At 57.6% G+C, this 22,729-nt stretch carries 24 protein-coding genes and 1 tRNA gene; 12 read left to right on the forward strand and 13 right to left on the reverse strand.

Going from position 1 to position 22,729, the window contains the following annotated elements:
* The first annotated feature begins 114 nt into the window (after positions 1–114).
* Positions 115–831, forward strand: coding sequence for a trimeric intracellular cation channel family protein (locus BKN05_RS06790; protein WP_198492784.1), 717 nt, complete (start codon positions 115–117; stop codon positions 829–831).
* Between the two features lie 47 nt (positions 832–878).
* Here the strand turns inward: BKN05_RS06790 and BKN05_RS06795 are convergent, their stop codons facing one another.
* From BKN05_RS06795 to BKN05_RS06820, 6 genes are all read right to left on the reverse strand, one after another.
* On the reverse strand, positions 879–1,139 hold the full coding sequence (locus BKN05_RS06795; RefSeq protein ID WP_286688267.1) for a tyrosine-type recombinase/integrase: 261 nt from the start codon (positions 1,137–1,139) through the stop codon (positions 879–881).
* A gap of 71 nt (positions 1,140–1,210) precedes the next feature.
* On the reverse strand, positions 1,211–1,645 hold the full coding sequence (locus BKN05_RS06800; protein ID WP_286688268.1) for a site-specific integrase: 435 nt from the start codon (positions 1,643–1,645) through the stop codon (positions 1,211–1,213).
* A gap of 529 nt (positions 1,646–2,174) precedes the next feature.
* Positions 2,175–3,131, reverse strand: coding sequence for a P63C domain-containing protein (locus tag BKN05_RS06805; protein WP_286688269.1), 957 nt, complete (start codon positions 3,129–3,131; stop codon positions 2,175–2,177).
* Between the two features lie 133 nt (positions 3,132–3,264).
* A complete protein-coding gene (locus tag BKN05_RS06810) occupies positions 3,265–3,849 on the reverse strand; it encodes a hypothetical protein (protein WP_286688270.1) in 585 nt (194 codons plus the stop codon).
* Positions 3,850–4,214: 365 nt separating this feature from the next.
* Entirely contained in the window at positions 4,215–5,219 is a 1,005-nt protein-coding gene (rhuM, locus tag BKN05_RS06815; RefSeq protein WP_286688271.1) for a RhuM family protein, read from the reverse strand.
* Positions 5,212–5,748, reverse strand: a complete 537-nt coding sequence (locus tag BKN05_RS06820; protein WP_286688272.1) for a hypothetical protein — start codon at positions 5,746–5,748, stop codon at positions 5,212–5,214. Before BKN05_RS06820 ends, rhuM begins: the two co-directional genes overlap by 8 nt.
* Before the next feature lie 263 nt (positions 5,749–6,011).
* Here BKN05_RS06820 and BKN05_RS06825 point away from each other — a divergent pair, with 263 nt between their 5' ends.
* The 4 genes from BKN05_RS06825 to mfd all read left to right on the forward strand — a co-directional run bounded on the left by BKN05_RS06825 (position 6,012) and on the right by mfd (position 11,527).
* Positions 6,012–6,260 (forward strand): hypothetical protein, encoded by a 249-nt coding sequence (locus BKN05_RS06825; protein ID WP_286688273.1) that lies wholly within the window; start codon positions 6,012–6,014, stop codon positions 6,258–6,260.
* Positions 6,261–6,581: 321 nt separating this feature from the next.
* Positions 6,582–7,013 (forward strand): hypothetical protein, encoded by a 432-nt coding sequence (locus tag BKN05_RS06830; protein WP_286688274.1) that lies wholly within the window; start codon positions 6,582–6,584, stop codon positions 7,011–7,013.
* 266 nt (positions 7,014–7,279) lie between these two features.
* Positions 7,280–7,885 (forward strand): TetR/AcrR family transcriptional regulator, encoded by a 606-nt coding sequence (locus tag BKN05_RS06835; RefSeq protein ID WP_049379121.1) that lies wholly within the window; start codon positions 7,280–7,282, stop codon positions 7,883–7,885.
* Complete coding sequence (mfd, locus tag BKN05_RS06840) at positions 7,886–11,527, forward strand: transcription-repair coupling factor (RefSeq protein WP_286688275.1); 3,642 nt, start codon at positions 7,886–7,888, stop codon at positions 11,525–11,527.
* Between the two features lie 11 nt (positions 11,528–11,538).
* Here the strand turns inward: mfd and nadC are convergent, their stop codons facing one another.
* From nadC to BKN05_RS06855, 3 genes are all read right to left on the reverse strand, one after another.
* On the reverse strand, positions 11,539–12,477 hold the full coding sequence (nadC, locus tag BKN05_RS06845; RefSeq protein WP_286688276.1) for a carboxylating nicotinate-nucleotide diphosphorylase: 939 nt from the start codon (positions 12,475–12,477) through the stop codon (positions 11,539–11,541).
* Complete coding sequence (nadA, locus tag BKN05_RS06850) at positions 12,478–13,476, reverse strand: quinolinate synthase NadA (protein WP_286688281.1); 999 nt, start codon at positions 13,474–13,476, stop codon at positions 12,478–12,480.
* A 153-nt stretch (positions 13,477–13,629) separates the two neighbouring features.
* Complete coding sequence (locus BKN05_RS06855) at positions 13,630–15,105, reverse strand: amino acid permease (protein ID WP_286688277.1); 1,476 nt, start codon at positions 15,103–15,105, stop codon at positions 13,630–13,632.
* Positions 15,106–15,162: 57 nt separating this feature from the next.
* Here BKN05_RS06855 and BKN05_RS06860 point away from each other — a divergent pair, with 57 nt between their 5' ends.
* From BKN05_RS06860 to eno, 3 genes are all read left to right on the forward strand, one after another.
* The gene (locus BKN05_RS06860) at positions 15,163–15,750 is read left to right on the forward strand and encodes a MazG nucleotide pyrophosphohydrolase domain-containing protein (RefSeq protein WP_198492789.1); all 588 of its coding nucleotides are present in this window, start codon (positions 15,163–15,165) and stop codon (positions 15,748–15,750) included.
* An 11-nt stretch (positions 15,751–15,761) separates the two neighbouring features.
* A complete protein-coding gene (locus tag BKN05_RS06865; RefSeq protein WP_286688278.1) occupies positions 15,762–16,523 on the forward strand; it encodes a lytic transglycosylase domain-containing protein in 762 nt (253 codons plus the stop codon).
* A gap of 90 nt (positions 16,524–16,613) precedes the next feature.
* Positions 16,614–17,891 (forward strand): phosphopyruvate hydratase, encoded by a 1,278-nt coding sequence (gene eno / locus BKN05_RS06870; protein ID WP_286688279.1) that lies wholly within the window; start codon positions 16,614–16,616, stop codon positions 17,889–17,891.
* Positions 17,892–17,901: 10 nt separating this feature from the next.
* On the opposite strand, the gene BKN05_RS06875 is transcribed toward eno, so the two are convergent.
* From BKN05_RS06875 to BKN05_RS06890, 4 genes are all read right to left on the reverse strand, one after another.
* Complete coding sequence (locus tag BKN05_RS06875; protein ID WP_286688280.1) at positions 17,902–19,056, reverse strand: HNH endonuclease signature motif containing protein; 1,155 nt, start codon at positions 19,054–19,056, stop codon at positions 17,902–17,904.
* A gap of 118 nt (positions 19,057–19,174) precedes the next feature.
* Entirely contained in the window at positions 19,175–19,762 is a 588-nt protein-coding gene (locus BKN05_RS06880; protein ID WP_049379131.1) for a hypothetical protein, read from the reverse strand.
* 35 nt (positions 19,763–19,797) lie between these two features.
* Positions 19,798–19,989 (reverse strand): hypothetical protein, encoded by a 192-nt coding sequence (locus BKN05_RS06885; RefSeq protein WP_225747203.1) that lies wholly within the window; start codon positions 19,987–19,989, stop codon positions 19,798–19,800.
* Complete coding sequence (locus BKN05_RS06890) at positions 19,967–20,329, reverse strand: hypothetical protein (RefSeq protein ID WP_225747202.1); 363 nt, start codon at positions 20,327–20,329, stop codon at positions 19,967–19,969. The genes BKN05_RS06885 and BKN05_RS06890 overlap by 23 nt, the downstream gene beginning before the upstream one ends.
* 98 nt (positions 20,330–20,427) lie before the next feature.
* Here BKN05_RS06890 and BKN05_RS06895 point away from each other — a divergent pair, with 98 nt between their 5' ends.
* The 4 genes from BKN05_RS06895 to BKN05_RS06910 all read left to right on the forward strand — a co-directional run bounded on the left by BKN05_RS06895 (position 20,428) and on the right by BKN05_RS06910 (position 22,635).
* Positions 20,428–20,988: an FtsB family cell division protein gene (locus BKN05_RS06895; RefSeq protein ID WP_049379133.1), complete on the forward strand. Its 561-nt coding sequence runs from the start codon at positions 20,428–20,430 to the stop codon at positions 20,986–20,988.
* 8 nt (positions 20,989–20,996) lie between these two features.
* Positions 20,997–21,545: a DUF501 domain-containing protein gene (locus BKN05_RS06900; RefSeq protein WP_049379135.1), complete on the forward strand. Its 549-nt coding sequence runs from the start codon at positions 20,997–20,999 to the stop codon at positions 21,543–21,545.
* Between the two features lie 10 nt (positions 21,546–21,555).
* Positions 21,556–22,521 carry a Ppx/GppA phosphatase family protein gene (locus BKN05_RS06905; protein WP_049379137.1) on the forward strand — a complete coding sequence of 322 codons (966 nt, stop codon included), beginning with the start codon at positions 21,556–21,558 and terminating at the stop codon, positions 22,519–22,521.
* 40 nt (positions 22,522–22,561) lie between these two features.
* Positions 22,562–22,635: transfer RNA gene (locus BKN05_RS06910), tRNA-Leu, on the forward strand.
* Positions 22,636–22,729: the final 94 nt, after the last annotated feature.

Raw genomic sequence — 22,729 nt, forward strand, 5'->3', positions numbered from 1 at the left:
CGATCTTTCAGAGGAACGAGTTGGTTAAATTAAAGCCATGCTGACACGCCGGAGAGTAAAACACGGCCGCAGTCACGCCGAAATTCTACCCGCGCGGCAGGAGGCCTAAGAATCATGCACGATGTCGATCCCCTCATCAATTCGCTCTACCAAGCCTTCGATCTTCTCGGCGTAGTTTTGAACGGCATCATTGGCGGCACCCTTGCCCGCCGCCGCGAATTCGACATTGTGGGCTTCGTGTTCCTCGCCCTCTTCTCAGGGCTGGCCGGCGGCATGATCCGTGACATGCTCATCGGGGATGGAGCAGCCGCAGCGATTTCAGACCCCTGGTACCTCGGCCTTGCTTGCTGCGGTGCACTCATTGCATTTCTCATCGATCTCAAGGGCAAGGCGTGGGAGCTATTCCGCGAACACGGCGATGCCATCATCCTCGGCGTGTGGTCCACCACCGGCTGTGTCAAGGCGCTCACCCACGGCATGCCACTTATTCCCTGTGTCTTCCTTGGCGTGCTCACCGCAGTGGGCGGCGGAATGGTCCGCGATATTGCCTCCGGGGAAATCCCGTCCATCTTTGGCGGCAGCCCCCTGTATGCCGTGCCCTCTATCCTCACCGGCATCGTCATGGTTACCTTTGCCGATTACGGACAGTTTGCACTCGGCATGGTGGTCGCGCCGATCGTCGGCAGTGGCATGGCGATTTTGTCCTATTGGCGCGGCTGGGTCCTGCCCCGCGCCGGTGTAGCCCCCGTTAACTACACCGCGGCCCAAGTGGCGGCGATTGCGAAGAAAGCCGAGCTCAAAGGTTTTCGTCGCGGTAGAAAGAAAAACTAAAAAGCTTCCCCACAAGGGCTCGAACCTACCATAAACCGGGCATTTTACTAGGATAAACGGCCTTTTTGCTCCCCTTTTGACGGAGTTTCACAAAATTCCACCACCTCCGCCAGCATGCCGTCCATCGACTCCGCAACCTCGTCCAGCATGTTCAGGAACAAGTCCGCATAGGTATTCAGCGTCTCCGCCGCGTCCGCATGCCCCAGCTGGGTCTGCACAACTTTCACGTTCGTCCCGGCATTCACCGACAGGCAGGCCGCCACGTGCCTAAGCCCGTGCGGCGTGATGCGTTCAAACGCCCGCGGCACCGGCCCGCCATCCTTGCCGCATCAATATCGGCCTTAGACCTCGCCATCATCCGCTGTACCGCGCCGTCAAATCACGTCTTATGCCCGGGCGAGTGTATGGGCGTACCACTGCGGGACTGCCAGATGAGCTCGTCTCTACCGCGGTGCGCGGCTACCTCGAGCACCTGGTCCATGACAGCTTTCGGCACCGCCACCGAGCGCCGCCTATGGTTCTTCAGCGTTGTATTGAAATGCCACCGCTTCTCGTTATCAAGATTCACGGCGTTGCGGCGCACATGGATACGATTGTTGGTTGAGCCTAGGTCCCTCAGCCGCAGAGCCGCAAGCTCACCCCAGCGCAGCCCCGACGTGCCCAGCAGCATCAAAATCTCAACGTGGCGCGAGCATTCGTCCGCGAGGTCGTGCAGCTGCTGCATCGTCAAATACACATGCACCGTCTTGGCCTTGCGTGGCGGGCGCACACCGCGAGCTACGTTCTTTTCCCCGCTGGTCCTGGACTGCAACATCAAGAATCTGACACAGCACACTGTGACAGTTGCGCATCCACGACGGTGAGTAGCCCATGCTGGATACCCACCGCTGCACCTCACGGTGAGTAATCTCCTTGACCCTGCGCGCGCCCCAGTACGGTTGGGCGGTGCCGCGCCAAATAGTCATGTCCGTGCTATAGGGCTTCAATAGCTCGTTGAGGACGAGCCAGTCCTCGACAACCTCACTTACCTTCGCGGCCCCTTTAGTCGGGTCCACCCAGTCGCCGTCCGCGATAGACACCGCGTTACGACTAGCCCATTTTTCTGCTTCCGGTTTGCGCTTGAAACCACGCTTCGAGGTGTTCCTGGCGTCTGGCTTAACGTAGCCGACACGGTATCTGCGGCCGTGTTTCGTGTTGTATGCCTTGATTGATGCCATATAATGTTCTTGTTAGCCAGTGCTGAAGGAACGCGCTGACACTTCCACCGGACATGCGCCGGTGTGCTTTACTGCCGCCCTGGCGCTCAACGATGTAGGTGTTTGAGAGTGCTGGGGCGATACCGCTTAAAATTCCAGCATCTGTTGTACCGGAGAATCACGCTTAGTCGCTTTGTTAAATAGGCGATCGAACTGATCTTTATCGTCTGAGGCTTTCATTAACGCGATGACTTGTTGTATTTGTCCCTCTAGGTGAGTTACTCCTACGTCATCTGCAAGGTGCTGGTGATGCTTTCGCGATCTATTCCCGTGCTCATTCTTTGGATTCAATTCGCGTAAGCGATCAAGAACTCCTGCTGGCATAGCATCATAGATGTACTTATTGATGATTTTTCCTACGTATTGTGGGTGGTGATGGTCGCCAGGAGTGAAGTCCCATCCATGCAAGCGATAGATTTCTTTAAAAAAAGTTTCAGGGAATGTTCTAACCCACGGTCGGAATTCTTCGACGATGTATGCGTCTAAGAGCTTTTGTAGTTCATCTTTTGCTCTTGTCTCTTGGTATCCTGTTGCCTCATCAACTAGAGCAGTGATACCTACAAGAGAGAGTGCTTTTACGACTCGTCGTGATGCAGCAGCTGCTGGTTTCTGGTTTTGGGTAAGAACTTCATCTTCTTCTGCGTCCATGTATACGTTGCAGATGCGGGGGAGGATTTCGGCGTTGTATCCACTTTTTTCTTGTTTTTCGTCGCCTACTCTGTATTGAACTCGTTGAAGTTGTACTTTGAGTTCCGGTGTGATGTATGGAAGGAGGTTATTTGCCTCCAGAAATGGAGGCCGATTGTCGTTGCGTGTGCGGCGACCACTGGATTGGGATCTTCCGAGGATCGACATGATTGATGTTTGGCTTATTATTCGTCGTCCATCTGTTAATACGTAGCAGTCGAGGGAGGTGTCTGCGATATTGATGATGCCTTGGTGTGTGGCGCGTTCGATCTCTTTGCCCCAGCGTTTATCTGCGGCGATTTGGGCTGCAATTTTTCTGGGGTCTGGTTTGGGTAGCTTTCCTCTATGCGTTTGCATATCCGTATAATATCACGCGGTTTTAGGGTGGCGTCCGCGCGCGTGTGTTAGCTGGGGGTTTGTGTATTTCTCCTAGCTAAATCGGAGCATTGCGCGGTATGCGAATTGTCAATCGCATAGCATCAGTTTGGTCTCAGATTTGCGGCTGTGAGCGTTGGCGAGGCACTTCGTCTTTGTGAGGGACTTGGATATCGGCTACCGCCGCGCAGAGAGCGGGGGCAGTGATGTAGCCGGTGTCGCAGCCGTTCTTGGCTTGGATTTCTCCGGAGCTGGGGTTTGGGTTGCCGCTCGCGTCGTGGCCGTATCCGCACTTGTGCGCCGGGCAGGTTCCGCCATTGGCGTAGGGGATCGTTGCCGGGTCCGGGCCGAGGTCTGCCGCTTCCTGTGGCGGAAGTACGCAGTCTGGCCATTTGACCACACTCATATCTGAAAGTTGTGCGTAGCCATTTTCCCAACACGCCACGAACGTCGGCTCGGCTGCCGCCGGAGATGTCGGTGAGTAGTTATCCACCGCAGGCGTAGTGGTCTCCGGCGCCAGCGACTGGGACGTCGATGCCTTGGTACTCGTAGAGCTCGGTGTCGAAGAACTGGTCGCCGGCGCACTGCTACTAGCAGAAGTTGGCGCGGTGGACGTTGGATGTCCAACTTCATCGCCTTCGCTCGAGCACGCGGCCAGGGCGAGAGGGATGATGGCGAGGGTAGAGAATAGGCGCTTCATGCTGCTTGCCTATCGTAGAGAGATTGCCAAGTTTTAAGGACTTTGACCGTCACGCCTAGCTCGTTGGCTAGGAGGTTGGGGGCGGTCCGTAGACTGCTTCTGCGGTGGCGTAGTCTGCCGGGTTGATGAGGAGACGGGCGGCGAAGCGGTTTGCGCGGATTTCGTGCGCGCCGTGGTGGCCGGGAGGATCGCTTTAGTGTGCGTGGCCGAGCTCATGGGCTAGGGCACACACGGTGTGGGCATCGTCGAGGCCGATCTGCAGGGTGATTATATTTTGCGCCGGACCCTATGCCGCTTTTGGCCCGCCGCGGTGCCACCGGATTCGGTAGCCCCGGGCCTGCGCCACATCAATGAGGGTATCGGTGCTAATCAATCGAATCCTCACCTCGTTTCAAAGTCTTGACTTCTGCTTCTAGAGCTTTCATGTCTATTTCGTTTACTTCAGAATCGAGTTGACGTTGGTGAGCGGTCCATTCTTTCTCGGCTTTATTTACTGCCTGCTTGTGGTTCCTTTTCCCGTATCCTTTGAGAACTTCGCGTTCATTGAAGACGAGCCAGGATTCCGTTTTATCAACCCAGTCACTCAAGAGCATGGTTTTGCCCATTTCGGCTTGGTCTTCTGCATAGTCTAGGAACATAGTGGTAAGCCTGCGCATATGCTTGGCCTCACTTTCGGTGAGGAAGTTTTTAGCTATGCCCATGTCGCTTCTGTGGGGTGATTCTCCGTCCCATGCTGTGAGCCCGGCGTATGGTTTGGTGCGGTCTGCGCGTTCCCAGATTAGCTCCGCTGCGGTCCGCCCATGGGTGGCGAAATGAAGTCGGTTTTGAATCCCAGCGAAGAATTGTTGAACTTCCTTGAACGATTTCTTCTCTTGGTAGTCGGCGCTGGTTGCGGATATAACATCGCAGATTTTGCGAAAAAATTGGCGTTCAGAAGTTCGGATCTCTCGAATAGTCTCGAGTAATTCATCGAAATGGGTATCGACACCATCGTGTTTGAGTTTCTGAGCATCGATAGCGAAACCTTTGGTGAGGTATCCGCGTAGAACTTCAGTGGCCCATTTCCTAAATTGCGAGCCGCGGGGGCCTCGTACGCGGTAGCCAACGGCGAGAATCATGTCCAAGTTGTAGTGATTAACAGACCTGGTTTGACCTGGTACTTTCAAAAGTTTTTTGAAAGTAGCTTCTTCTGCTAATTCGCCTGAACGTGTGATGGACTGAATGTGGTGTGAGACGGACGCTGCAGTGACGTCGAAGAGATCAGCCATTTGCTTCTGTGTAAGCCATGCGTCGTTATCTTTTAGTTGGAGCCTTACGTGTGCTTTTCCGTCTTCGGTGGTGTAGATGGCGACTTGATCTGGCTTAGTCAATGGGGTCTTCTCCTTGCTTCTCTCGTTCTTCTTGCTCATTAGGTGACGAGTCTGCGGCGTACTCGCCCGAGTCGTAATCAAACTCGCGGACAACGTCATCATCGTCATCATGCAGTGAAGCAGACGGCCCGGACACGGGGGCACCCGAACGGCGGGCAGTGAGCTCATCGCGCTCAAGTAGTGCGCGGGCCGCGCCGCCTAGCTCAATCTTGTCGGCGTTGCTTAGCGTGTCTTTGGCTAGGTGGTAGACAAGCTCCTCAACGCTAGCGGTGGCTAGGAGTCTTGCATCGCCGTCAAGGTAGCCAAAGACTTCATCGCGAGTTAGCTGGTCTAGTTCGACGAGCGCATCGACAGGGTTAATGCGTAGTCCGCGGGCGATGGTGATTACGTCTTCTGCTGTCAGGCCATTCTTTAGGCGCAGGTTCACGGTATTGCGTGAGGTGTCGAGAATCTCGGCCATGTCTTGAGCGGTGACGCGGTGGCCGGCGAGGCTGGCGAAGATGTCTTTTATTTCAGCGGGGATTGTCATAAAAGTAAGCATACTGCACAAAAAAGTTGTCACCTATCGGGGGTGGGCCTGCAAAAAGCCAAAATGCTTACCGCTAATTGAATTACAAACTTGTCAAATAGCCGGAGGGTGACATACTATCTTGTCTTACCCGCTACAAAACAAGGAAAAGACAATGTTTTGTTATTAGTTTAGATGATCTAGACCGAGTCAAGCGTATCAATCGCCTCTACACCGTAGTAGACTTAGCGAACCGCGCAGGGCAAGCCGATACAGCGCTATCCATGGGGCTAACTGCGGCTGCCACCGTCATCGGATTCATCGTCAACCGTTTCACCAAGGACGTCGTGACCCCCAGCAAGGCGCGCATGATGGAACAATCTGGGCTACGCGCTTTTGGTACACGACCCGGGGTGAGTGACACGCCGGAGGACTACCAGACCCCGCGGGCGGATAGTGTGGGCCTGCCTGTCTACGATGGCGCCACTACAGCCAAGGACACCACTGTGGTCCGCCACCGAGTAGAGGGATGAGTATGGGGCCAGGTTGGATTACTGGTGACGCAGTAGGACTCGGAATCATCGGCATAGCCGCATCACTACGAGGAATAAGCTACCTGCCACACGTGTTAGACCAGTCACGTAAAGCCGCACATTTTCTAGAGGAGAAAGCGCCACCCGCCGTTGGCGCAGGAATCGGCCTGCACTTCGTGTGGGCAACGTCATTCATTCTGACCGGTGGGAGAGGCTGGGGCACCGCCATTAGCTATCGGGCTATCACGCCGCTTGCGCTCTGGGCGTTTGGCCGAGGCAGGCAACAACCGCACAAGGAGGTTCCCGACTTTAGGGGGAGGTTTGAATCCTAACGGGGAAATCATCGCCGCATTCGGCATCATTGCTACCGGCTACCCCGGCAATAAAAGTATCGCCCGGTCTGCGGAGGAGACGAAACGCATAGAGACGACCAGGCCAGACTGGGATGCATTCACCGAATGTATGATGCAGCGACTCGACGCCCAGCAAGTTGAATTAAAAAATCAGGCCGACCAGATTATTAGCCTCCGCTCACGTGTGGAGACGCTACAGGAGACCATCGAGTGTACCCGGCGTAAATACTGGGCGGCGATTGGTGGGATCCGGCGTATAGTCGGCCGTGACAAAAGCGCATTGGATATCGCTCGGCTCCCGCCGGATGTTCAGGAAGATGTTCTTAACGGCTGCCCCTCACCCTTAGCGGGGTGGGGTCTTTTCGTCGTTTTAGGGGTGTGTTTTGTGACGGACTTTTGACGGAGACTGAACCGTTTCCGCAGGTCGCCAAACGTCGCCAATGTAACCCGGCAAAGAAAGAAAAATAGCCCGCAACCAGCAAAAACACCAGTCAACGGGCTACAAAAATCAGCTTCCCCACCAGGACTCGAACCTAGAATGACGGTACCAAAAACCGTAGTGTTGCCGATTACACCATGGGGAAACACAGCAAAAGCTGTAGGCATAGCCTACCTGACGCCCCCGGGTAAATCACAAATTGCGGGGCAAAGGATAGGGTAGAGGGCATGGCTCGACAAAGGATGACCGGCCGGGAACGCCGCGAACAACTCATTTCCATCGGACGCGCCGCATTCGCGGAACTGGGTTTTGAAGGAACCACCGTCGAAGAGATCGCGGCACGCGCCGGGGTATCCAAACCCGTGGTCTATGAGCACTTCGGGGGCAAGGAAGGCCTCTACGCGGTGGTCGTGGACCGCGAGATGCTAGCACTGGAAAAGGTTATTACTGATTCCTTGGAGACCGGAAGCTGGCGCGAGCGCATCGAGCAGGCCGTCATGGCCATTTTGACCTATGTCGAGGAAGAAACTGATGGCTTTCTCATCCTGGTGCGCGATGCCAAGCCCGGCGACGAACGCAGCTTCTCCACACTGTTGAATTCCGCAGTGGGTCAGGTTTCCTATATCCTGCGAGAAGCATTCGAGCACCGCGGCATCGACCCAGATTTGGCGGATATTTACGGCCAAGCGCTGGTGGGAATGGTATCGACCACGGCGCAATGGTGGCTGGATGAGCGCAACCCGGACAAGGAAGTCGTCGCCACGCATATTGTCAATCTATGCTGGAATGGTTTGTCCGGTATGGAAGTAAAGCCCAAGCTAGGAGGCAAATAAATGGCGACCCCAATGCTGGCCGGCCTGCTCAAGGTAGCGGCCTCAGATCCCAAGCTCAAGGGCATGATTTCTCATGTGGGCGACGACCTCCACATCACAGGCTTGGATCAGTCCCGGCCGTGGGCCTTGGGCACCTTGGCCCATCATGCCCCAGTGCTCGTGGTAACCGCTACGAGTCGCGAGGCCGAGGATCTCACGGCGGAGCTTACGGCGATGCTGGGGGAGAAGGTGGCCATGTTCCCCGCCTGGGAGACTCTGCCGCACGAGCGTTTGAGCCCCGGCGTAGACATCATCGGCCGCCGCGCTGAAGTTCTGCACAATCTCGATAGCCTGCAGGTCATCGTCACGGCTGCCCGCGGTCTGTCTCAGCCCATCCTGCAAGAGGTGGAGGGCCGCGCTCCCGTCCACCTCGAAGAAGATCATGAATATGACTTTGATGCGGTAGTCCGCGAGCTCGAGTTCCGCGCCTATAAGCACGTAGACATGGTGGCTAAGCGTGGCGAGTACGCTACGCGCGGCGGCATCATCGATATTTTCCCTACGACGCTGGATTATCCGGTTCGCGTGGAGTTTTGGGGCGATGAGATTACCGATATCCGCCAATTCTCCGTGGCTGACCAGCGCACCATTCCGGAAATCGAGGTGGGCTGCGTAGACATTTTCCCTGCCCGGGAGCTGCCTATTACGGACGCCATTGCCAAGCGTGCGGCCGATCTCGCCGTCAAGCATCCCGGCAATCCCGCCTTGGTGGAGCTATTGACCAAAGTAAGCGAGCACATCCCGGCCGAAGGTATGGAGGCGCTCCTGCCCGCGCTTTCCGACGCCCCCATGATCACCCTCCCCGAAATCCTGCGCCCCACCACCCACGTGGTGATGGTCGGTCCGGAAAAGATTCGCCGCCGCGTGGCAGACCTAGAAAAGACCGATGCGGAGTTCCTCGCCGCGGGCTGGGAGGCCGCAGCCATGGGTGCCGATGGCCCGTTGGCTACCGAAGGACTCGATACCGAGGCTTCCAGCTACCGCTCCTATGAGTCGCTCGAGGTCTCCATTAGCGAGTCCGGCCTGCCTTTGTGGACTTTCTCCCCACCGGGAATGCTCGCCGCGCCGGAAGAGGAGACCCTCCCGCTCGAATTCGAACCAGGGCCCACCCCGCGCGGCAATATCGATGAAATCGACGCCATGATGGCCCAGCTTCTCGCGCACACCAACGCCGGCGGCCGAGCAGCCTTCATCGCGCCGGCACAAGGTGCCATCAAACGCATGGTGGATCGCTTTGCAGAAAAGGGCATCCGCACCAAGGTGGCTACCCCTGGTTGGGAGCCCACCGCCGGCGAAGTCACCCTCTACCAAGCACTAAGCCACGCCGGCCTGGTATTTCCCAAGGTGAAAAAGCCCAAGGACGCCGAGGCCCTCCCACTGGTCGTCGTAACCGAGACGGATCTGACCGGTAACCGCGTAGGCAATATCGCCGAAGCGAAGCGCCGGCCCGCCAAGCGCCGCAACAAGGTTGACCCGCTCGCCCTCAAGCAGGGCGATTTTGTGGTGCACGAGACCCACGGCATCGGCAAGTTTCTCAAGATGGCCGAGCGCACCATCCAGTCCGGCGATGAAACCAGCCGCCGCGAATACATCGTGCTCGAGTACGCGCCCTCCAAGCGTGGTCAGCCCACCGATCAGCTCTGGGTTCCCATGGACTCGCTGGATCTGCTCAGCAAGTACACCGGTGGCGAATCGCCTCACCTGTCCAAGATGGGCGGTTCCGACTGGAAGAACACCAAGAAGAAGGCACGCGCCGCCGTGCGCGAAATCGCCGGCGAGCTGGTCGAGCTCTACGCCAAGCGCCAGGCCGCGCCGGGGCACCAATTCTCCCCGGATAATCCGTGGCAGGCGGAGATGGAGGATAATTTCCCTTTCGTCGAAACCGAAGATCAGATGCTGGCCATCGAGGCCGTCAAGCAGGACATGGAATCCACGGTGCCGATGGACCGCGTCGTCGTCGGCGATGTGGGCTACGGCAAAACCGAGGTGGCCATCCGCGCTGCCTTCAAGGCCGTGCAAGACGGTATGCAGGTGGCCGTCCTCGTGCCCACCACGCTGCTGGCGCAGCAGCACTTTGATACCTTCAGCGAGCGCATGACCGGCTTCCCCGTCAAGATAGAGGTGCTTTCGCGCTTTACCTCAAAGAAGGAAGCAAAGGACATCTTTAAGGGGCTGGCCGATGGCAGCGTCGATATCGTAGTCGGTACCCACCGCCTCCTCCAGACCGGCGTGCACTGGAAGAACCTCGGCCTCATCGTCGTGGACGAGGAGCAGCGCTTCGGCGTGGAGCACAAGGAACACATTAAGGCCCTTAAAGCCAGCGTGGATGTGCTCACCATGTCCGCAACACCTATCCCGCGCACCTTAGAGATGTCTATGGCTGGCATCCGCGAGATGTCCACCATTCTGACCCCACCGGAAGACCGCCACCCGGTGCTGACCTACGTCGGCGCTTACGAGGACAAGCAGGTAGCCGCGGCCATCCGCCGCGAGCTGCTGCGCGATGGTCAAACCTTTTTCATCCACAACAAAGTCTCTGATATCGAAAAGAAGGCCCGCGAGCTGCGTGACCTGGTACCGGAAGCCCGCGTCGTCGTCGCGCACGGGCAAATGAACGAGGACGTGCTGGAACAGACCGTCCAGGGCTTCTGGGACCGCGAGTATGACGTTTTGGTATGTACCACCATCGTGGAGACCGGCTTGGATATCGCCAATGCGAATACCCTCATTGTGGAAAACGCCCACCATATGGGCTTGTCCCAGCTGCACCAGCTGCGCGGGCGAGTAGGTCGTTCCCGCGAGCGCGGCTATGCCTACTTCTTGTACCCCAAGGGCGCTACGCTCACAGAAACCTCCTATGACCGCCTAGCCACCATCGCCCAAAATAATGACCTTGGTGCGGGCATGGCCGTAGCCATGAAGGACTTGGAGATGCGCGGTGCCGGCAACGTCCTTGGCGCCCAACAGTCCGGCCACATTGCCGGTGTGGGCTTCGATCTCTACGTGCGCCTCGTTGGCGAGGCAGTAGAAACTTTCAAATCCCTCGCCCGCGGCGAGGCTCCCACCGTTACCGATGAAGGCCCGAAGGAAATCCGCATTGATCTCCCCGTGGATGCGCATATTCCGGAAAGCTATATCGACTCTGAGCGCCTGCGCCTGGAGGTCTACCGCAAGCTTGCGGCCTCGCAAAACAATGATGATCTCAAGGCCGTCATCGAGGAAATGGAAGATCGCTTCGGCCCATTGCCGCAAGAGGTGCTGCGCCTACTCTCCGTTGCTCGCCTGCGCCACCAGGCGCGCCGTGCCGGTATTTCCGATATCACTGTGCAGGGCACTCGCATCAAGTTCCACCCCGTCGAGCTGCCGGATTCCAAGCAGGTGCGTCTCAAGCGCCTATATCCGGGCTCTAGCTTCCGCGCGGCCGCGAAGGCCATCAACGTGCCGTTCCCCAAGGCGGGGCGCAATGTCACCTCGCCCAAGTTGCGCGACGAGGAGCTCATCCAGTGGGCCGCGGACTTTTTGAGCGCGCTTTTTGACGTCCAACCCATCAACGTGTCTGGTGAGGAAGCCGGCGCCGGGTCGGTCATCAGCGTAGGCGAGTAGCCGATCGGCGCTTAGGAGAAGTCCAAGCCGATATCCAGCACGCGCACCGAGTGGGTGAGGGCGCCGACGGCGATATAGTCCACGCCCGAGGTGCCGTACTCACCGGCGTTCTCCAGCTGCAATCCGCCGGAGACCTCCAGCGCCGTGGTTGGGCTTAGGGCTTGGCGGCAGTGGACGGCGGTGTGGACATCGGCAAGCGCGAAGTTATCCAACAGCACCATATCCGGGTGCAGCGGGAGCACCTCGTCGAGCTGATCTAAGGTATCGACCTCGACCTCGCAGGCAATGTCAGGGGCATGCTCGCGCACGCGGCGCAGGGCCGTTGCCACGCTGCCACCTACGGCGAGCACATGATTGTCCTTAATCATGGCGGCGTCGCCCAAGCCCATGCGGTGGTTCGCCCCGCCGCCGGCACGCACGGCGTATTTCTGCAGCGCGCGCAGGCCAGGCAGGGTCTTGCGGGTATCGCGCACCTGGGCTTGCTTAACGCTATCCGGGGTCCCTGTGTCCGCCGCTGCTGCTGCGATGGCATCGATCCAACGCCGGGTCTGCGTAGCGATGCCGCTTACGTGCGAGACCATATTGAGCATGGTGCGCTCAGCGGACAGCACGAGGAGGGCAGGCGCCTGCACCGTGGCGATGACCTGGCCTGGGGCAACGCGGTCGCCGTCGGTGGAGTGGAGGGTGATGGTAGGGGCTGGGGCATCGGCAAGCGCGGAGCCCGCAGTATCCACGCCCCACTGGGCTAAGTGCTGGGCGGTGGCCCCAAGGACCTCTTCGATAAGGCCCAAGCCTGCGATGGTGCCGGCCTCGCGCGCGGTGAACTCCGCCGTGCAGCGGGTCTCACCCGGCACCGTGGCAAGCGAGGTGTAATCCGGCCCATAAGCGAAATCCTCATCCAAGGTCGTGGCGATAAGAGCGGAGCAATCAGGCAGGCGCAGTGATTCCATTTACTCGCCCCCGCCGGGGTTGCCGATGGAAATCATGGCCTCGAGGGACTTGCGCGCCGCATTCGCGATGTCTTCTGGAACCGTAACCTCATCGGTCTCTTCCATCAGGCAGTGCTCCAGGGCCTGTGGGGTAATCATCTTCATGTACTTGCACTCGGCGTGATCGTTGACGGCCTGGAAATCGACGTCCGGCGCGGCCTGGCGCAGCTGGTGCAACATGCCGGTCTCGGTGGCGACGAGCACCTTGTTTTGGGGCTGCTTCTGGGACTGGGTGATCATTTGCCCGGTTGAGAGCATGTGCACGCGCTCTTGTGGCACCAAGCCCTCGTTGGCCAGGTACAACGCGGAATTGGAGCACCCGCATTCCGGGTGGATATACAGGTCCGCGTCTGGGTTATCTTGGGTCTGTTGGGTCAGCTGCTGGGAACTGATGCCCGCGTGCACGTGGCACTCACCGGCCCAGATGTATATATTTTCCCGGCCGGTCTCGCGCTTCACGTAGGCGCCCAAGAACTGGTCTGGGCAAAAGAGGATCTCTTTATCCGTCGGCAGCGAGTTGACCACGTCGACGGCATTAGAGGATGTACAGCAGACATCGGTCAGCGCCTTGACCTCTGCGGTGGTATTGACGTAGCTGACCACAAGGGCGTCGGGGTGCTCAGCCTTCCAGGCGCGCAGCTCATCGGCGGTAATGGAATCCGCCAGGGAACACCCAGCGCGCTCATCGGGGATGAGGACCTTCTTATTCGGCGAAAGAATCTTGGCGGATTCCGCCATGAAGTGCACACCGCAAAAGACGATGATATCTGCATCGGTTTCCGCCGCCTTGCGGGACAGCGCCAAGGAATCGCCGGTGTGGTGGGCAACGTCCTGGATCTCCGGGATCTGGTAATTATGTGCCAGGATCACCGCATTGCGCTGCTCCGCCAACTCTTTAATCCGCTCTGCCCAAGCCTTGCCTGCCGCGGGGGCCGAACCAGCGGGAGTGGCAGATGGCATGACGCTAACATTGGTTTGAGTCACAAGTGCTCCAAAAAGTGATAGTCACAGGAATTAGTGGGGTGTTATAATCGTACTAAACTGTCTGTGTTCAAGACCACTTGCGATGGCGGGGTGAGGGTACCGACCTGGCCCGGCTGGCGGGGCAGGTGATTAGAGCTCCAGCGATCCTTGGGTGAGGCCGACCGCGGCGATGGTGGCGGCCACCAGCACCACGATGACGATTGACCACTCAAATCCATTAAAAAGCTTCTCGCGGCGCGATAGCCGGGTGAGCACGTACGGGATAATTCCCGGCACGACGGCGAGAGCACCGAAGAGAATATAAACCGGGTCGGCGGCATAAATGAGCCACAGCGAGTACACGAAGGCCACCAGCGCGATGCCAAAGTGGCGCCGGTTTTCGCGTCTGGGAATATCCGGCCCAGAGAGATCGAACCGCGTTCCGGCGTGCGGGTGGGTCACACCCTTGCCCCGTATCGCTAGCAGCAGCAGATACAGCGAAGAGAAGATATAGGGCAGGAGGTACATGATGGTGGCGAGCTGCACCATCGCGGCATAAGAAGCCTCGTTGACGTAGAAGACGATGATGAACAGCTGGATGGCCATCGTGGAAATCAGCTGTGCTACCCACGGGGCGCCGGCCACATTGATGGTGCCAATGCGGCGAGGAATGAGGCCGTCGATGGCCATCATGACGATGGGCTCAGCGCACAGCATTTGCCAGGAAACGTAGGCGCCGAGGACCGAGAGGCACAGGCCGATGGAAATCAGCGCGCCGCCCCAGGGGCCGACGACCTCTGTGAGCACCGAGGCCATGGAATTATCTGGCAGTGCGGCCAGTTCTTCCTTGGTCATCACGCCAAAGCTCAACGTGGAAACGGAGACCAAGAGCGCCAGCACGGAGAAGAAGCCAATGACGGTGGCGCGACCAACATCGGTGCGCTTAGAAGCCTGCTTGGAATAAACGGAGGCGCCCTCCACGCCGATGAAGACCCACACAGTAAAGAGCATAATTCCTTGAACCTGCTCGAAAACACTGGCCTCGGAGGCACGCCCCCAGAAGTCCAAGGTGAATTTATCCCAGCTGAACCCGAGGAAAGCAATGAGCACTACGAAGGCCAAGATGGGCACGATCTTGGCAATCGTGGTGATGAGGTTCATGAACGCGGCCTGCTTGATACCGCGAGCGAGCACCGCGAAAATGCCCCAGGATAGGAGGGAGACGGCGATGGCGGAGGACCAGTAATGGTCGGCGTCGAAAAGCAGCAGGTAATGGCCCAAGGTATTGAAAAAGAGGGTGGCATAACCCACCTGCGCCATAACGGAGCCCAGCCAGTAGCCCCAGCCGGAGGTAAAGCCAATAAAATCGCCGAGGCCGGCGCGCACATAGGAATAGACGCCAGAATCAAGGTGCGGCTTTCGGCGGGCCAGAATTTGAAAAACAAACGCCACAGAGAGCATGCCGATGCCCGCGACCAGCCAGCCGATGAGCATCGCGCCTGGGCCGGCAACGGAGGCAATGTTTTGCGGCAGCGAGAAAATGCCCGCGCCCACGGTGGAACCGATAATCAGCGCGACGAGGGTCCACAACGTCACGGAGTGGGATTTATTCTGGCTGGAGGTCATTGGCCTAAAATACCTTGAATAGCCCCATAATGGGAACTCGGGCTAGACTTTGTGCACATGACTGTGCTGTTGCTCGATGAACGCTGGCCCACCATGATCCCCATGCAGGCGCACGGGAAGCTGCGTGGCCCTGTCCACTTCACGGGTGAGGTACCCGTGTCCGTACGGTGGAATTTCTCCGATCTGCTGGTAGGCGAGGATGCCACCGGAACCTTGGTCAGCACCGACGAACACGATCCGGAAACTCGCGCCCGCCTCGCTAGCGGCGAGTCCGTCATTCGCGCCGAATCCCTTGCGGATCCCATCATGCAGGCGCGCCAGACCATGGCCACGGCGCGGCGCATTGGGGAGTGGGAGCGCGAGCAAACCCATACCTCGCTCTTGCCCTATCTTGAGGAGGAGTCTGCCGAATTCGCCGCGGCCGTGCGCAACCGCGAACCGGAAAGCGAGATGCTCAAAGAATTGGGCGATATCTTCCTCCAAGTACTCTTCCATGCGGAAATCTCCACCTTTTCGCTTGACGACGTCGCCCAGAGCTTCCTCACCAAAATGCGCGCCCGCGCCCCATACCTCTTTGATGGCACCACGGAGATTGTCGACGTTGACACGCAAGAGAGGCTATGGCGCGAAGGTAAGGGAATGTAGGATGGCTTCTCATGAAGAGGCTCCTGCAGATATTCGGGGGCTGCGGGGTGGCCGTAGCCGTGATCATCGCGTTGGTGGCATGGCTGTTGACGGGGCACGGCACTTCCCAGGAGCCCGTACCGGAGAACATTCCGCCCGTTGAAGGCAAAGAGGTCGCGCATATTGACGTCAATGCTCCCAGCCGCACTGCGGATAAGCTTACCTACTGGGCCTCTGACCTAGCTGAGCAGACGGGCATCCCGCCGGCCGCACTGCGCGCTTATGGCAACGCGGAACTCATCGCTCAGCAAAAATGGCCGAATTGCCATCTGCGGTGGAATACCCTTGCCGGCCTAGGCTACGTGGAGACCCGCCACGGCACCTACAACGGCAATTGGTTTAAGCCCTCCAAGCTTGACGACGCCGGCTACCCCCAACCACCCATCAACGGCATCGCCCTCGATGGCCTGAACAATACGGCGCACACTCCAGATACCGATAATGGCGACATCGATGGGGATTCCGAATATGACCGCGCCGTCGGCCCGATGCAATTTATCCCGACCACATGGGAATCGGTGGGCGCCGATGCTAACGGCGATGGGAAGGCAGATCCCAATCAAATTGACGACGCCGCAGTCGGCGCCGCCGGACTTTTATGCTTTGGTGATAGAGATCTCTCTAACCCAGAACAGTGGGAGGAAGCAGTTCTAAATTACAACCAGTCCAGCGAGTATTTGCATAAAGTTGCACACGCCGCCAATGCCTATTCGGTTCCGCAAAGTGCCAAGTAGCGTCACACAGCAAAGTTTTCTGCAACAATTGACTACGTAGCTGGGCTGGCTGGTCCAGAGCGAACTTATTTATGAGGAGTGAAAAACAGCATGGCTGATATCATCCACACTTTCGCCCGCGAAATTCTTGATTCCCGTGGCAACCCAACCGTCGAGGCCGAGGTCTTCCTTGACGACGGCGCCCGCGGTGTTGCCGGCGTTCCTTCCGGTGCTTCTACCGGTGTGCACGAGGCTCACGAGCTGCGCGACGGTGGCGAGCGCTACCAGGGTAAGGGCGTTCTGAAAGCTGTTGAGAACATCAACGAGAAGATTGCCGACGAAATTGCTGGCTTCGAAGCCGACGATCAGCGCCTCATTGACCAGGCACTGATTAAGCTGGACGGTACTGATAACAAGTCCGAGCTCGGCGCTAACGCTATCTTGGGCGTTTCCATCGCCGCAGCCAAGGCCGCCGCAGAGTCCGCTGCACTGCCTCTGTACCGCTACATTGGCGGCCCGAATGCACACGTACTGCCAGTGCCAATGATGAACATCCTCAACGGCGGCGCACACGCTGACTCCGGCGTAGACGTCCAGGAATTCATGATCGCTCCGATTGGTGCGGAGTCTTTCGCCGAGGCTCTTCGCATGGGCGCCGAGGTCTACCACGCACTGAAGGCAGTGCTGAAGGACAAGGGCTTGTCCACTGGTCTGGGCGACGAGGGTGGCTTTGCACCGTCCGTTGACTCCACCAAGGCTGCTCTCGACGTCATTGTGGACGCCATCAAGAAGGCCGGCTTCGAGCCCGGCAAGGACGTAGCCCTGGCACTCGACGTTGCTTCCTCCGAGTTCTTCAAGGACGGCAAGTATCACTTCGAGGGTGGCGAGCACACCGCTGAAGAAATGTGCAAGGTCTACGAGGGCCTCATTGACGAGTACCCGATCGTCTCCATCGAAGACCCACTGCAGGAAGACGATTGGGAAGGCTACACCACCCTGACCGCCGCGATTGGTGAGAAGGTACAGATCGTCGGCGATGATTTCTTCGTCACCAACCCTGCTCGCCTGCAGGAAGGCATTGAGAAGAAGGCCGCTAACGCTCTGCTGGTAAAGGTCAACCAGATCGGCACCCTGACCGAGACCTTCGACGCAGTCGAGCTGGCTCACCGCAATGGCTACCGCACCATGATGTCCCACCGCTCTGGCGAGACCGAGGACACCACCATTGCAGACCTGGCTGTTGCTCTGAACTGTGGCCAGATTAAGACCGGTGCACCGGCTCGTTCCGAGCGCGTAGCTAAGTACAACCAGCTTCTGCGCATCGAGCAGGAGCTTGGCGACGGCGCAGTCTACGCCGGCCGCTCTGCTTTCCCGCGCTTTAAGGCTTAATCGCCTCCTTTCATAGCGCCCTTGCATTGCCGCGGGGGCGCTTTCGCATGTCTAGGTATTGTTGCCAGGTTTGCTTCCAATTTACGGTCCGCGGCGCCAAAGGCCCTTGGGCACGGTCAATTTCGAAAGTGCCGTCCGAAAAGAGCCAAGCGACGTCCCCAGTGATGGGATCCATGATGTAGCGGGCCCTACCATCGGTCTTCACATTGTGGTGGTGCTGACAAAGGGTGACAAGATTATCGATACTCGTCGGCCCGCCGTCGGCATACTCCACCCGATGATCAAGCTGGCAGTAATGCGCCGGCATGGAACACCCCGGCCAACGGCACGTGGCATCGCGACCATGGACCCATGTCCTGATTTGCTCGGTGGGGACGTAGGAGGATGTTTCTTTTGGGCACAACTCGCGAGTCATCGAGTAAGTGCTCAAGCGTTCGGTAAGAACGCACCATCCTGCCGACGGGATATATACCCGAGAAGCATCCTCACCCGCTGTATAGGTATTGATAACTACTTTTGTCTGGGTGCGATTAAAGATCAGCGCCTCCAAAGCCTCTGGCTTTGTGATGTTCTTCTTTCGCGCTGCTTTATCGATGTGCCGTGAAATAGCACTGGCGGTTGCTTTATCCGTTTTCAGGGTGATGGTGGCTTGGCCTTTGGAATAAGAAATGGAAACAGAGTGCTCGATTTCCTTCTCAATATCTGGTTTGAGAATGCCATCGATGTAATCGCGCAAGAATCTACGGATTTCAGATTCCGTGGGGACATGCTGAGCAGGTTCCTTCGGGGTGAGGAAGTCTGCAAGGGCGGCATCGACTAGTTGGATGCCCTCGGCGTCGTCGCCAAGCGGGGCAAGCTCGGCATCAATGACGTGCAGCCGCGGGAGGTCAAGAATCCAATGTTCGGTCTGTACTGCCGTGGTTAACGGCAACTCACGCATGCGCAGGTGAGAGCGCAGTGCGGATAAAACGCGCCAGTAGCTCAAGCCGACCCGCTTAGCTAAAGCAGCGGTAGTGCATTCGACATCGTCTTCTAATCGCGGAAGTACGGATTGGTAGAGCTGCCAGGATTGAATGCGTTGGAGCATGCCCAAAACGCAAACCGTATCGTCGAGGTTATTGGTAGAAAAATAAGCTTTCTTTGGTGGTGCGTCGCTGGCTGTCACGGAAAGTTCCCCCTCTGGAATAAATCGCACACCCAATCGAATTTCTACCCTCAGTATAAGCCGCCTTGCTGGCTTGCGCAAGGCTTGAAGCGAAAAATTGTGCGAAATTTAGGGGGGTCTAGTAGCTGAAAATTTTGTCAGCCACTGCCTCGAGTTCCTTATCATCATATTTGTCACCGCAGGTGGCGAGGGAACCCACTCCAGCCATGTACATGGTAAATAGCTTGTCAGGGAGGGGAGAGGCCGCTGACATTTCAAGCTTTTCGTAGACGGGAGCGTATTTCCTGTCAAACTCTTCTAAATCGGGAACGAGCTCCTCAAATCCGCTGTCGCCATGGGCTAGCAAATACTTAGCATCGTCTAGAATCTGATCATTCTCGCAGGCAACAGCTCCAGCCTTCTTCAGGGTCGTGGCGTTGACCTCGTAGCTGGTGGGGCCGTCATCGGTATCGGAAGCGCCCGCGCCGAACACGTCCAGGTAAAAGTCCGGGATCGTGCCGTGTTCTTTTATGTGGTAAATGAAGCCGCTTTTGGTATTGAGGTCGTGGTTTCTGCTGGTGGTAGTGGTAGGAGCTTCGCTGCTGGTAGTGCTTTTGCTAGTGGGGGACTCCGCTTCGGTGGCGACTTCTTCTTTGTGGTCGCTCGAGCTGCACCCAGCAAGTAGGGCGCCTACGGCGGCTAGGAGGAGGAGACGCTTGAGTGGCATTACTATTCCTTAGGCAGGGAATATGGTTCGAAGCTCTAGCTGGAATGGATCGTCTCAGCGACCTTTTCCAGTTCCTCATCGCTGAATTCATCACCGCAAGACATCACGGCGCCGAGTGAGGTCATCGCTGCAGCCATGATTTTGTCAGAGTCCGGTGCGTCATCAGGGATGTCTAGCGCTTCAAAAACATCACGATATTTGTCATCAGAGCCGTCGACCGATGACATAACTGCTTCCCCCAAATTTGTCGGTGTTTCCTCGGAAATATTCCTTCGAGATATCGAGCAATTCATCATTCTTGCAGGCAGCTTCGCCGGCCTTCTTGACAGAGTCTGCGTTGGTTTCAAAGCTTTCGGGCTGATCGTCTCCCTCGAGCTGGTCAGCATCATGGTTGATGTAATCATCCGGCAGGATCTTATACTCCTTGAGGTAGTCGGCCATGCCGTCTTTAGCGTTTAGGTCGTAGCCGTCACCGTAGACGGGGTATTCGCCGTCTTGGGCGGAGGGGTTGCAGCTGGCGAGGAATAAGGTTGCGGTGAGAACGGGCAGGAGGCGTTTGAGGGACATGAAAGTTCCTCCCTGGGCGGGAGAATTTCCTTTAGCGTATCTAATTTGCGCGTGCCACGTCCCTGTTACAGGAGTGACAGCGCTAGGATTAAAGACCTATGGCACGCGAAAAGAAGACGCAGCGAAACCGGAGCCGTACTAGGGTTCCGGTAGCCTCGCGTGCTGCGGATGTCCGCAAGGCACAGCGTGCACAACTGAAGCAGAAACAGAAGCCGGACCGGATGAGTATTGCCGGAGTAGGCGTAATCGTAGCTATAGTGCTCGTTGTTTTGTTTGCTATCGCCATTCCGCTGCGCAATTACTACCACGGCCGGTCCGAAATTGCCCGCCTCAATGAGTCAATCGCCGCCAAGCAGGATGAGAAAGCTGCTTTGCTGGAGAAGATTGATAGATATAAGTCCGATGAGTACATCAAGCAGGAGGCGCGGCGCCGATTCGGGGTTGTCGATGAGGGTGAGACCGCCTACCGCATCATTGACCCGCAGATTAAGCCGGATGACCAGCTCACTACAGATGGTCAGAAGGAAGAAGATTCCCGCGAATGGTACGAAGTTCTGTGGGATTCTGTAGCCGAGCCGCCTGAGGAAGAAGCTCCGTCCGAGCAGGTAAATCATCTTCCGATTGAGCCGGCGCCGGAAGAGAATCCAGATGTGCGATAATTGTCCGCATGACCGTCACTGATGCAGATATCGCTGTAGTAACTGAGCAATTGGGCCGCACTCCACGCGGGGTCCTAGAGGTTTCTTATCGCACGCCGGATGGGCAGCCCGCGGTAATTAAGACGGCACCCAAGCTTGCCGACGGCACCCCATTCCCCACCCTCTACTACCTCACCGACCCACGGCTTACGGCAGAAGCCTCACGCTTGGAGGTTGCTCACGTTATGAAGTGGATGGAAGCCCGCTTGGGTGAGGACGAGGAATTGGCTGCCGACTATCAGCGTGCCCACGAATACTTTTTGGCCAAGCGCAATGACATCGAAGACCTTTGCACCGATTTCTCCGGTGGCGGCATGCCCGATCGGGTGAAGTGTCTGCATGTGCTCATCGCGTACGCGCTTGCTGAAGGCCCACAGCATTTCCGTTTGGGAACTGAGGCGGTGGCGATGGCCGCCGACCACGGCAAGCTTCGAGGCTCTGCTATCCCGCAGGATTGGCCCAGCGTAGAGGATCTGGGGATTGACTTGGCCCAGTTCGATTTCTCTAACGCGGAATAGGAGGGCTGCTATGACTCGCGTTGCTGCGATTGATTGCGGTACCAATTCGATTCGCTTGCTCATCTCTGAAATTCAGGATGACGGCAAGGTCCGCGATATTACCCGCACCATGGAAATCATCCGCCTGGGAGAGGGAGTCGATGCCACTGGCGAAATCGCCCCTGCGGCTCTAGACCGCGCCCGCGTGGCCTTGGAAGGCTACGTACGCCAGATGAAGTTTGAGAAGGTCACCCGCGTGCGGATGGTTGCTACCTCCGCTACCCGCGATGCCAAGAATCAGCAGGAATTCTTCGACATGACTGCTGAGTTGCTCGGCCAAATTCAGCCTGGCGCACAGGCCGAGGTCGTCTCGGGTGAGGAAGAGGCTCTGTTGTCCTTTAATGGCGCCGTGGCCGATGTGGAGCCAGACCGGGGGCCATTCTGTGTTATCGATTTGGGTGGCGGTTCGACCGAGTTCGTCGTAGGCACCGCAGATGGCGATATCTTGGGCACTCACTCGGCCCGCATGGGGTGCGTCAGGCTAACCGAGCGCATCATGCGTACCGATCCGCCAACCGAGTCGGAGATTGAGATCGCTTCCGAGTACGTCGGCGAGCGCACGGCGGAAGTAGAGAAGATAGTACCTATTTCTAAGGCCCGTACCATCGTCGGCTGCGCAGGAACTTTTACCACTCTTTCTGCATTGGCTCAGGGCCTTGAGCGCTACGACGCCGATGCCATTCACGGGTCTGAGCTCCGCTTCGATGCCCTGCGCGTGCTTTTGCAGCAGCTTATTAGCCTGCCTTCCGACGTCCGCGCCCTTAATCCCGTCATTCACCCCGGCCGTGCCGATGTCATCGGCGGTGGGGCCGTAGCCGTCGAAGGCATCATGCAGCTCATCGAGCGCAATTGCGATGCGCGCAGCTTTTTCATCAGTGAAAAGGACATTCTCGATGGCATTATCGCTGGTCTGGCTGCGGAGGGTACCCCTCGTTAACTCCCGCAGGGTGAGGTGGCCTAAAATACTCCTTGCCCTTGCCCCCATAGCCCAATCGGCAGAGGCAGTCGACTTAAAATCGATTCAGTGTGGGTTCGAGTCCCACTGGGGGCACAATGTGAAGTCTCGAGACATCGTTCCGGTCGGTGTCTCGAGATTTTTCGTTTTTAGTTGCCCCGTTGGGGGCTGAGTTCGTTGTCTTTCTTGT

This window comes from Corynebacterium sp. S5S1, from assembly GCF_001913985.1.
Lineage (GTDB): Bacteria > Actinomycetota > Actinomycetes > Mycobacteriales > Mycobacteriaceae > Corynebacterium > Corynebacterium marquesiae.

Bases quoted from the DNA above. Each gene is read 5' to 3' on its own strand.
- nadA (WP_286688281.1), bottom strand. From the start codon at position 13,476: ATGCCATCTGCCACTCCCGCTGGTTCGGCCCCCGCGGCAGGCAAGGCT.
- BKN05_RS06895 (WP_049379133.1), top strand. From the start codon at position 20,428: ATGGCACGCGAAAAGAAGACGCAGCGAAACCGGAGCCGTACTAGGGTT.
- BKN05_RS06810 (WP_286688270.1), bottom strand. From the start codon at position 3,849: ATGAAGCGCCTATTCTCTACCCTCGCCATCATCCCTCTCGCCCTGGCC.
- mfd (WP_286688275.1), top strand. From the start codon at position 7,886: ATGGCGACCCCAATGCTGGCCGGCCTGCTCAAGGTAGCGGCCTCAGAT.
- BKN05_RS06905 (WP_049379137.1), top strand. From the start codon at position 21,556: ATGACTCGCGTTGCTGCGATTGATTGCGGTACCAATTCGATTCGCTTG.
- BKN05_RS06885 (WP_225747203.1), bottom strand. From the start codon at position 19,989: ATGTCATCGGTCGACGGCTCTGATGACAAATATCGTGATGTTTTTGAA.
- BKN05_RS06825 (WP_286688273.1), top strand. From the start codon at position 6,012: ATGGGGCTAACTGCGGCTGCCACCGTCATCGGATTCATCGTCAACCGT.
- BKN05_RS06865 (WP_286688278.1), top strand. From the start codon at position 15,762: ATGAAGAGGCTCCTGCAGATATTCGGGGGCTGCGGGGTGGCCGTAGCC.
- BKN05_RS06900 (WP_049379135.1), top strand. From the start codon at position 20,997: ATGACCGTCACTGATGCAGATATCGCTGTAGTAACTGAGCAATTGGGC.
- BKN05_RS06790 (WP_198492784.1), top strand. From the start codon at position 115: ATGCACGATGTCGATCCCCTCATCAATTCGCTCTACCAAGCCTTCGAT.
- BKN05_RS06800 (WP_286688268.1), bottom strand. From the start codon at position 1,645: ATGTTGCAGTCCAGGACCAGCGGGGAAAAGAACGTAGCTCGCGGTGTG.
- BKN05_RS06855 (WP_286688277.1), bottom strand. From the start codon at position 15,105: ATGACCTCCAGCCAGAATAAATCCCACTCCGTGACGTTGTGGACCCTC.
- BKN05_RS06820 (WP_286688272.1), bottom strand. From the start codon at position 5,748: ATGACAATCCCCGCTGAAATAAAAGACATCTTCGCCAGCCTCGCCGGC.
- BKN05_RS06805 (WP_286688269.1), bottom strand. From the start codon at position 3,131: ATGCAAACGCATAGAGGAAAGCTACCCAAACCAGACCCCAGAAAAATT.
- BKN05_RS06890 (WP_225747202.1), bottom strand. From the start codon at position 20,329: ATGTCCCTCAAACGCCTCCTGCCCGTTCTCACCGCAACCTTATTCCTC.
- BKN05_RS06835 (WP_049379121.1), top strand. From the start codon at position 7,280: ATGGCTCGACAAAGGATGACCGGCCGGGAACGCCGCGAACAACTCATT.
- nadC (WP_286688276.1), bottom strand. From the start codon at position 12,477: ATGGAATCACTGCGCCTGCCTGATTGCTCCGCTCTTATCGCCACGACC.
- BKN05_RS06860 (WP_198492789.1), top strand. From the start codon at position 15,163: ATGACTGTGCTGTTGCTCGATGAACGCTGGCCCACCATGATCCCCATG.
- eno (WP_286688279.1), top strand. From the start codon at position 16,614: ATGGCTGATATCATCCACACTTTCGCCCGCGAAATTCTTGATTCCCGT.
- BKN05_RS06880 (WP_049379131.1), bottom strand. From the start codon at position 19,762: ATGCCACTCAAGCGTCTCCTCCTCCTAGCCGCCGTAGGCGCCCTACTT.